This window comes from Sinomicrobium halophytocola (assembly GCF_052983395.1).
This window is the reverse complement of sequence record NZ_JBRKIT010000029.1, coordinates 24,841-33,196: the sequence shown is the minus strand read 5'-3', so window position 1 is coordinate 33,196 and position 8,356 is coordinate 24,841. Positions and strand designations below refer to the sequence as shown.

General features: G+C 39.6%; 7 protein-coding genes and 1 pseudogene. All 8 read right to left on the bottom strand.

Annotation, left to right across the window (positions count from 1 at the left end; genetic code table 11):
- Positions 1–447, bottom strand: a 447-nt coding sequence (locus tag ACVBDY_RS12500; RefSeq protein ID WP_514360665.1) for a phage tail-like protein, incomplete at its 3' end; no start/stop codon positions are given.
- Positions 448–1,533: 1,086 nt separating this feature from the next.
- Positions 1,534–4,587, bottom strand: coding sequence for a DEAD/DEAH box helicase (locus ACVBDY_RS12495; protein WP_447175813.1), 3,054 nt, complete (start codon positions 4,585–4,587; stop codon positions 1,534–1,536).
- A gap of 89 nt (positions 4,588–4,676) precedes the next feature.
- The gene (locus tag ACVBDY_RS12490) at positions 4,677–4,916 is read right to left on the bottom strand and encodes a hypothetical protein (RefSeq protein WP_447175812.1); all 240 of its coding nucleotides are present in this window, start codon (positions 4,914–4,916) and stop codon (positions 4,677–4,679) included.
- Positions 4,917–5,050: 134 nt separating this feature from the next.
- Positions 5,051–5,578: pseudogene (locus ACVBDY_RS12485) on the bottom strand (transposase); the annotation flags it as partial.
- A gap of 229 nt (positions 5,579–5,807) precedes the next feature.
- Entirely contained in the window at positions 5,808–7,019 is a 1,212-nt protein-coding gene (locus tag ACVBDY_RS12480) for a WG repeat-containing protein (protein WP_447175811.1), read from the bottom strand.
- A gap of 32 nt (positions 7,020–7,051) precedes the next feature.
- Complete coding sequence (locus ACVBDY_RS12475; protein ID WP_447175810.1) at positions 7,052–7,366, bottom strand: hypothetical protein; 315 nt, start codon at positions 7,364–7,366, stop codon at positions 7,052–7,054.
- On the bottom strand, positions 7,367–7,819 hold the full coding sequence (locus ACVBDY_RS12470; RefSeq protein ID WP_447175809.1) for a type II toxin-antitoxin system RatA family toxin: 453 nt from the start codon (positions 7,817–7,819) through the stop codon (positions 7,367–7,369). It lies immediately after the preceding gene.
- Positions 7,820–8,356 (bottom strand): hypothetical protein, encoded by a 537-nt coding sequence (locus tag ACVBDY_RS12465; RefSeq protein WP_148044339.1) that lies wholly within the window; start codon positions 8,354–8,356, stop codon positions 7,820–7,822. It lies immediately after the preceding gene.

The following is an 8,356-nucleotide window of genomic DNA, read 5'->3' as shown; positions in this document are numbered from 1 at the left end:
GTTATTGTTCACCAGGGTAGTGATCGTTTCATTGGCCTGTACCAGTTCGGAGAGGTCAATGACCTGGGTATCCCCGTTCTCGTCTACATAGGTAAATTGGTTGTCTGCCGGATTATAGATAATCACATTATCCGGCAGGTCTCCGCCATTCACATCTTCTGCAGATACTACCCGATGCCAGCTTTCTGCATACCAATAATAGTAGCCAGGTTTAACATCTGCCGTACTGGCCGTATTAAATACCAGCAAACTCTCCACATTGCCATTGGCAATCGTAGTCTGGTCCCGGGCTCCCGTAAGGGCAACCCGCGGGATCAATATCCCCTTATCTTCTGCCACAACATCCAGCTGGGCCGAACTGTCTGGTAAGGGCGTTCCGATACCCACCTGGGCATGCCCGTAATAAACAACTACCAGAAAAAAAGCTAAAGCGTATAGTCTCTTCATAAGTCAGAATTAAATAATTATAGTTCAACACGAAATTTGAGTTTCCTTTTTTTATGGAACTACCAACCCCCCTACCTCCATTCTGAGAAGGGAATCACATTTTCTACTTGACCAAGTGGTCTTTTCAAATGGAAGCGCAAACCTAACCTGATGTCTTTCCAAATCAATGGAATGGATATCCGGGAATACATTTGGGGTGGTGCATAAGTATTACATTTGGGTTACTGATATTATGTTTAATAAAAATCACCTGTTTTTATTATGACAAGATAGTTGTCCACGGTGTCGGGGACTTATAACAGGAGTTAATGGTCAATTTTGAAAAAACAAGCTAACTGATTCCGGGGCTATGCGTAGAATTAGAATTGGTTAGTATTGTATATCCTGAAAATTTAAGAATGTTAATTTATTCTTACAGTTATATATTCCTTGTCATATCATATTTCGCGATCCCTAAAAATTTAACAGGAATGCGATCAGATGACACATAAAGCAGATCAAATACTAAAAAATAGTTAATATTTTCACAATGTTTTAACAATAATAAATGTAAAACAGAATATCAATAAAAAAGGTAGGGGACATCCTATTATTTTATCCTTATTTATATTCCAGTTTTATGAGTCTTGATCTAACGGCATTTGGAAGAAATATATGATGCTGTTTTGCATCGGTACTATACCGTAATAAAAACATAGGGGGGGTTGAAGCATAATAACTGCTTAGCCACCTCTGTTTTTAGGGGCAGTGATATGGCTTACGGCATTTCCCGGACTACTTTGTCGCTATCATTACCCTTTTGCAGGAACAGGTACTTTATCTGCTCGCCAATGGGTGTATCCTGCGGGGGCTGGCAGGGGGGCTTTTGTTATGAGCCAGTACAGAATAATATTATAGACAGGCTATCAAAACAGAAAAATTCCTATTCAAGAGAAGGTATATTTAATTTAATTAAAATAAAAAAAGAGCAGTCATATCAATTTTACGGCGCCACTTATTTGTATCCATGACCCTGTAGAGGCTTTCAATGGATATTTATGTGCCGCTATGGTTTATATGGGCAGGGCTTTACATACGAGTGAAGAGCTAATAATCTAAAATACCAGCCATTGTACTGAAATATTTACAGGGACCCCAAAGCTTTTTATTTCCTATTACATAAAATCGTTTTTTTGCTCTTGTGAGCGCTACGTTTAACATATTAGGCTTTTGCGAAGCCCAGTTCCTGGCCCCTGGAGATTTAGGATTACCTCCCAATACCAGAAAAACAATATCCGCTTCTTTTCCCTGAAACTTATGTATTGTCCCGCATGAGATATTTTTCTGTGACTTAAATTCATTCAAACAGAAATCGGCGACGGATTTAAAAGGTGAAATAACATAAATTTTCCCCACGTACCCCGTTTGAAGCAAGTCACTTATCTTATTTTTCAGAACATCAACCTCTTCAGGAATCACATGTTTTTTATAGGGTGTGGACGAACATTCAACATGAAACCATTTTGACACGCCAATAAATTCTGTAGTTGAATTTTCAGGGACTGCATTCACCATCTGGTTACTGTACGCAATTTCATTGACGATCGTAAACATAGGGTCATCACACCTTCTATGTGCACGGAGGGGAAAGCCTGCCCATATTCTTTCTTCTGAGTTTCCTATGTCCATATAGGTTCCTAGATAAGACGCTTTATCGGCCAACTGCTGAACAGAAACTTTGTGAGGAGACCATCCTACTTCAACACGGTGTTCATTTCTCAACTTCGTAACCAGTTTCTTGGGTATGGTTACAACCGGTTCTACTTGCAACGGGTCACCAACAATTACACATCGTTTTGAGCGATGAATTAGGCCCGCTACCGATTGGGGAGTGGCCTGCCCGGCCTCATCAATAAGCAGCCAGCCTATTTGTCCTTTATTTATCTTGGGAAACAATCTACTGGCAGATGCCAGTGTAGTAGATGCTACAGGCACACATAAAAAGAATGTATCCCACAGGTTTTGAGACATTTTAGAATCTACGGTTACCCAACCGGAAATCATCTCGAAAAATGCCGTTAAGTTATTTCGGATACTTTTTGCATTCGCCAGAATGGCATCGTGGTGTAGCCGGGTAGCTGTTATAAAAATATCGCTTCTTAATTTTGCTATTTTAGGAGAATGATAAGGGTTGAGAAGGTGTATTTCCTCCAATTTCTTTTGCAGGAATTCAATGTTGAACAGATTTCTTGTTTCTATCCCATATTCCTTACATAATATTTCCTGCAATTTTTTGTATTCCGAGACGAACATATCAAGTTCGGATAAATCACTTTTGTTCTTTTCCTGTTCGGAATGAAGTACTTTGGCGCTGTCATTATTCATGGCCAGTTCCTTTCGTATACGCTCTAATATGGAATTAATCGATTTTAGTTTATTGATCAGCTCTTCGGCTTCCGAATTCCATTTTTTAAAATTAGAGGTGGAAAATAATTTTTGAAAAAAGAAAAACGAGGGCTTACGCTGCATTTGCAAATTCAACAATGATTGCAATCTGTCAGCATCTTGTCTGGTTGTGTTCTCTTTTTCCAAAAGACTTTTCTCCTCAGTAGAAAGGTCAGACAATCTGGCTTCAACCCGGGTAATTTCTGCTATACGTTGTTCTTTTTTTTCTATGTTGCTGATATACTCCGGTAGTTGTTTATGAAAAGAAGAAGCCGTCTTTTTGAACGCATCAAATTCTTTCAGCAGGCTTTTGAGTTTTTTGGATTGAATATTAAAGGATTTACGATGCAGGAATGTCTGGTCATTCTCAGGATCCCGGTAGATATTATATAATAAATCATTAAACCTAATTTCTTCAGTATCTTTTTTGGATTGCCAGAAAGCTTCTCTAAAAGCGTTTCTGTTTTTAGCGTTACCTAAAGCAGCGGCTAACGCTCCCCAGCTTTCGTCATCAATTATTGATTGGGAACAATCAGAGAAATAATCGGCATCAGGAAATGTGCTTGTATCGATTTTACTTTTAAGAGGAAGTTCCTTGCTGATATTTTCTACAGCAGCATTATTGTTACTGGCTACAACTATACCAAAATCACCCTGGAGCGCTTCTTTAAGATTGTATGTATATCGGTCATATCCCGATTCTTTTTCGATTTTACGATACCCGCTTTCAAACAGCGCATTGCATCCCAAATCTGAAATAACTTTCGCCCTTTCAACTATAATCCCAGCTATGATATCCAGTAACAATGTGGTTTTTCCTGTGCCGGGAGGACCATTAACTCCCTGTAAACCTTCATTCCCTTTAAGATTGGAAAAGATTGTATTGACCGCTCCTGCCTGTGCTGAATAAAGCCCGTATTCTATTTTAGACGGCCACCTTCCGGCGGTCATCAAACCGGGGTCAATGGTCTGGAATAACAGTTCTTTGTTTTTAATTAAATCTTTCCTTTTTTCTATAGAAGGGTTAAGAGTTAAATAAGATTGAAGGGCAATGCCTAACTGGTTTTGTTTTATAGAGGAAAGATAATTTAGGTCATCCAGAAAGAAACTGTTTAAAAAACCGGTATTGGGCTCACTGTCTTTAGGAACTAGTTCTTCCAGGATATAAATTTTGATGTCTTGTTTCCACCACCCGATGATATTTTCCAGGTAATCAATTTCCCTTTTGAGATGTTCCCGAACAACAACTTCCCCTTGTGGTAATTCCTCCGTATTGTCAGTGGCTATAAAACCGTACCTGTCGTAAAAATCTTCTTTTGACCTTTCCAGTGCTTCAGGAACAGTTGAAAGCTTTTTATTTTGCTCCAAAGCCCTAATCCCAAAAGTATAGCTGGCCGTTATATAACTATCATACTGCGGGCAACCCTTTTCGTCTAAAATCAGGGCAGACAGGCAACTAAACCCGGTAACAGGCTCTTCCCAGTCATTAACTGCCTCTATTTTCAGCAAATTGTTAAGATGTTCAACAATCACTTTTTTGTCAATTTTCCCAAAAATGAGCGTGTAACGCCATTTATAATTTTTCCTTCCCGGCCTGTTTTCTTTAAACCAGGGCAAATCAGCGTTAACTTCAAGTAATAGGGAATCTTTGTTGAAATCAGGAAGATTGAATATCTCGACATCTCTCCAGAATTGCAATATATCTTGTTGTTTCAAATCTCTAACGGGTGAATTATGTTTACCCGTAAATTTAATGTTTTTTACTAACCTTTGTATGCTGGGATCTCCGGCAATGTTATTGCTTCCTATTGCATCTGCATATTCTGTTCAACCTTAAGTCTTGTTTCTTTGATTTTATTCTTCGAAAGGATATCTAATAATATTTGCTCGTCAGTGACAATAAAGTGTTCTATATCATTTACTCCACATTTCCATAACTCTAGGTATTCACCACGATTTAAGGTTCCCCCTAAAACTTCTGCTAATTCTCTAACTGAAGGAGGAGCTCCCAACTCTAATCTTAAAAGCACATGAATAATGTTCAAGCCTTATGGACTAAAAGCACTCAAACTGCTCATTTTAAGTATTTTTAAAAACTCCTCTACTTCGACCAGGCTCAGCACAGCGCCTTGAGATCAAGGGAGGTGATCCCGATTGAAATCGGGATCGGAGGGTTTGAAGTCAGGTAAAAACTTAGGATTTCCCCCTGGTCATTGATAATCAAATGCAGTTTGATCCCGAAAGCTTTCGGGACAAAAAACGAGCCCATAGTGGATTTACCTTTTGCGGCCAGCCCTTTCAGGACCTGGTGTTGCTTTTCCCGTTTGACATGACAGACCTTGACCGTTGTTGAATCAATAAAAGAGATCCCCCTGCAAGTCCCCAAAGCATTGGTTTTGAGAAAGACCATCAAAGGTACCATGATCCGTTTGGAACTTTGCACAAAGCGTTCGTAAGAGACCAAATCCGGGAAAAGATGGTTGTAATGTTTGGACAGATACATCATATAAAAGGATTTAAAGTCATTAATGCGACTTAAGTGAAAGCAAATCAGAATGGTCATCATCTCACTGTCGGAAAGCCTGCTTTTTCGGTTTCTTGACTTCCCGGTGGCACTTTCTAAGCGTAATTGTTTGATTTCCGCTTCAAAAAGTTGGGTGAAATCGTCAATTTGCACAAAAATTTTCGTAATTTTATCTTCGTTCACGGGAGTGAAATTCAAATCATAACTATATGATATTCAATTACTAATATAATTGTTTTACTCCTTTTTTATGTTAATATTACTTTATCTCTTATCCATTATTCACGTTATATTAAGTATAACGTACAAAGATTGCCAACCATCAGTGCCTTTTATCTCTCTTCAATAGGGATCAACATTTTTTCAACTAATTACCTTCAGGGACCATCCGGGAGGAAACCGGTTTGCCGGGCTATTTCAACAAGGGTTTTTTAATGACCGCCAATTTTCCCTTCAGGGTTTTTACCAACGCCAATCCGCCGGCAAAGTCAAAGGCCTCACTAAATTGCGGGGAGACCTGCAAATTCCCGTAAATATCGATATAGCCCCATCCCGATTCTTTGCCTGAAACGATCCTTACAGCCAATAACCCCTCATAAAAGCCATACCTGCTGTCATATATACAGCCGTAATCATTGCAGAGCGGAATGACAGAGACGACCTCGCCCGAAGTGTTTAATACGTGTATGCTGCCGTCCTTGTTATCCTGTTCTTCCCCGTTAACCTGAACGAGGGACAGGCCATTCTTAAAATCATAAGGTTGCTGGTGATAACGTGCCTTTAAAATCACCTTGCCCTTTTTGTTCATAAGCCCCCATTTCCCATCCTCCATATATACTGCTACACCATCGTTGAAATTGTTCAAGTTGGAAACGTCTGTTTTAAACAGCATATGACCAAGCGTGTCAATAACATTGTATTCATAAGCATCATATTCAAGCTTTTCAGCCAGCTTCCTAACCAAATCGCTTTTGTATTTGCGTTTTTTCTTTACTTTGGCCTTTACAATGGCCACCCCGTCAGAGAAATCGAAGGCCCGTTCGTATTGTGGAGGAATCTTCCGGTTCCCGGATCGATCCACATACCCGGCAAGACCGTTTTCCCAGACCAACAGGCGGCCACTGTTTAAGCTCCCGGGGTCATCCCCGGTATAAGGGGAATGAAAAAGAACCTGGCCGTTTTTGTCTATGTACATCCATTTATATCTTCCAGATTTATCTTTCCCCTCTGATACCGCAGCCATTCCGTTTGAAAAATCGCGGGCTTCCGAATACATCAGGGGGATCGTCGTATTCCCTTGTTTGTCAATATACCCGTACTTGTACCCGTTTGCGGAATCCCATACGGCTACTGCCGCCAGGCCCTCACGGAAAGCATTGGCTTTATCAAATTCAGGGGCGATCACCCGGTTTTGTTCGGCATCAATATACCCGTTAAGTATTATTCCACGGGCACTGAATGCAGCCCGTCCTTCATAAAAACCGGACAGTGACGTATATTCGTTTTCCGGAGGTATGGCATAATCAGGCTCCTGCGCGGATAGGGTATTGTATTGTATAAAACACAGCGGCAGCCAGAATACCTGCCGGAAACGTGTGTTGTATAGGTGTCGATAATAGTTCATAAATGCCTGTTTTAAATCTTTCTTTACCATTTTTAAAATTTATTTTTAATGACAGAAGGAGAGATTACCAGATCTACTCTTATTTGTGTTATGGCATTGTGTTTTGCCTTTTTAAAATGCCAGATTAACAATACGGTGATCAATACGTAGTACAGGCCCGAAAGCAGCAAACCTCCGTTACTGTCGGAGCGTGCTTCCCGGTAAAGTAAAACCGGCGCCCCGTATAAGAGGGCGGCAATGGGTAAGAGCACAAACAGTGCAAAAATTACCCGTACCATCCAGGTCCAGGTACGATGAGGACGGGATACCATTTCGGGAAAGTTGTCTTTGTCAACGGTAGGTTTCATTTAATGATGCCTTTTTTCGATGTTTGTTTTAAGGTCAGTTAATCGCTGCTTAACGTTTGTCTGTAAATTACGTGTTATGGTTCCGGTAAACAGGTTGAACGGAAACCTAAGCAAAAATGAATATAGAAAAGCAACTTCTGTTTTATTGTTTTCAATTTCCTTGAATGTCCAAGAACCTAAAAAGGATTTAAACATAAACGGGCCTTCTGTCATTTTGATTGCGGTTACCTTTGGTCGATTGAAAGTAACATATTCCGTCACCATGCCAATTCCATTTTTAGCCACGCAATAGGCTTTAACTCCTTTACCAGCCGTTGTTGCACCTTCAATTAAGTCTGCCTTCTTTAAAAAAGTGTCCCATTTTAGTCGTTCATTATAATCCTGCGTAAAATCAAAAACTTTCTCTGCTTTTTCGCCAATTAGAATAGTTTCAGTAAATTTTATTGCTGCCATTTATTCTGAGTTTTGTTTAATTGACGTCAACAAATAACGTTGGAAAGATTTTAAAATTAGTCTTGCGGGAATATTAAATAAAAAATGTAATCGCCTGTCAATACTATAAGTTGTAGTTAGTTTTAAGGTTGTGGTTTGCTCTTTAGTTATCAGATAATAAGCACCTGCCGGAACTTGAAAAACGCCTTCCGAAAGTTCGAAAAAGTAACAGACCCTGAATTCTTTTTCAGGATTAAATGTAAATGAATATTCAATCAAGGGTCTCCAAACCAAAATTTCCTGTACAAACTTTTTCCCGCTGTCGAAATAAGCAATTCGCCTTCCGCCCTGGCCTTCTGACAGCATTTCTGCCTTTAGTGGTTTGGGTATATCGAGAAGTCTAAAAATAACCGGATCGGAAAACTGTTCTATTTTGACATTGGTAATATTATCCCAAATGGTTTCAGGTTGTGCATTAATTTCTATCACAGAAGAAATCGTACTTTCCATATGCCTTTTACCGGTTTTCAAGTTTGTTATCTTTTTAACTGTTTTCAA

What these genes read in the sequence shown, in the direction of transcription:
- ACVBDY_RS12475 (WP_447175810.1), bottom strand. Translation starts at nt 7,366, where the DNA reads ATGAAACCTACCGTTGACAAAGACAACTTTCCCGAAATGGTATCCCGT.
- ACVBDY_RS12470 (WP_447175809.1), bottom strand. Translation starts at nt 7,819, where the DNA reads ATGGCAGCAATAAAATTTACTGAAACTATTCTAATTGGCGAAAAAGCA.
- ACVBDY_RS12480 (WP_447175811.1), bottom strand. Translation starts at nt 7,019, where the DNA reads ATGAACTATTATCGACACCTATACAACACACGTTTCCGGCAGGTATTC.